The sequence below is a fragment of the Candidatus Obscuribacterales bacterium genome, assembly GCA_036703605.1.
Classification (GTDB): Bacteria; Cyanobacteriota; Cyanobacteriia; order RECH01; family RECH01; genus RECH01.
The window spans coordinates 1-1099 of sequence record DATNRH010000437.1 but is presented as its reverse complement, the minus strand read 5'-3'; the positions used below and the strand labels follow the sequence as shown (position 1 = coordinate 1099).

The 1099-nt window shown below is 52.5% G+C and carries 2 protein-coding genes; both read left to right on the top strand.

What is annotated here, in order from left to right:
- Positions 1–96 precede the first annotated feature (96 nt).
- Positions 97–519 (top strand): hypothetical protein, encoded by a 423-nt coding sequence (locus tag V6D20_09175; GenBank protein ID HEY9815949.1) that lies wholly within the window; start codon positions 97–99, stop codon positions 517–519.
- A 103-nt stretch (positions 520–622) separates the two neighbouring features.
- Positions 623–973 (top strand): hypothetical protein, encoded by a 351-nt coding sequence (locus V6D20_09170; GenBank protein ID HEY9815948.1) that lies wholly within the window; start codon positions 623–625, stop codon positions 971–973.
- Positions 974–1099: the final 126 nt, after the last annotated feature.

Below are 1099 nucleotides of genomic sequence, written 5' to 3'. Positions count from 1 at the left end.
GGTTATTGCAAAAAATCTGTATATTCAGTTTGCGTTCAGTTTCAAACTGCTAAGTGTAGTCTGACTCAGACACCTAGGTTTATAGGGATTCACTTCATGATCAGTTTTTTCGGTACTCTTTTTGGTTTCAAGGACTCAACTAACAGCTCCAGAGAGGCAAGCCTCAGCAATCAAGTAGACCACCTCGAATTCGAGCTCGCCAAAGTCAAAAGGGAGCGCGAAGCACTGGAAATCCGGCTTCAGGAAGAGCGCAAAGCCGCTGAGCAACATCGCCTTCACAACTACCCCGCATCAAGCTGGGGTGGTGAGCTCTCTAACCAGGATTTGTTCGATCCCAGCTACCCCAACCCCATCGAATACGTACTGGCCGATGTCACAGCACTAGGCTACGACGTCTCCGCCGCCTGGATGGCCCACCGAGCCACTCTGGAAATGATCGCCAAGTATCAGATCGGTGTCGCCCAGGTACTCAACACCGCTGGGCAGATGCGCTACACCTCCGGCCAGCTTCGCCAGTAACAACACTTCATGCCTGCGGGCAATCACATTTCTGCAGTAGAAGGGTATGGTTTCTCTAACTTGGGCGTTCTGCCCTAGAGGGGAGCCCACCCCTCTGAACTCGATGAGAATCAACCTTTACCCGGCCAATGAGCCGGGTTTTTTATATGCAGGAGGCCTCGTGTCGCAAGGTGACAATATGAATACTGTCCGTCGACAGTTTCACATAGACAAGTCGATCAGCGTCGGTCATATCCTGACGACGCTGGGCATCGCCATTTCGGCGTTCATCTGGGCGAGCAGCATTGATCAGCGGGTATCCCAAAACTCGCAGTCCATCGAGTTCATCAACAAAAACCAGGCACGCAGCGACAGCCGCATCGATGTACTCAGAGCGGAGATTCGGCAAGACCTGCGGGACATTAACGGCAAGCTGGATCGACTGATTCAATCCCAAGCAATACAGAACGATTAGAGAGAGGCACTGACCCGGTGCGCCAACACCGGGCCAGTGTTTACCCACATGCCTAAACCATGTGAGCCAACCAAGGCCTCAATACCTCGCGCGAGGTTATTGCAGGCTATCCGCAATTGAGAACCA

Coding starts and splice junctions, on each gene's coding strand:
- V6D20_09175 (HEY9815949.1), top strand. CDS start 97: ATGATCAGTTTTTTCGGTACTCTTTTTGGTTTCAAGGACTCAACTAAC.
- V6D20_09170 (HEY9815948.1), top strand. CDS start 623: ATGAGAATCAACCTTTACCCGGCCAATGAGCCGGGTTTTTTATATGCA.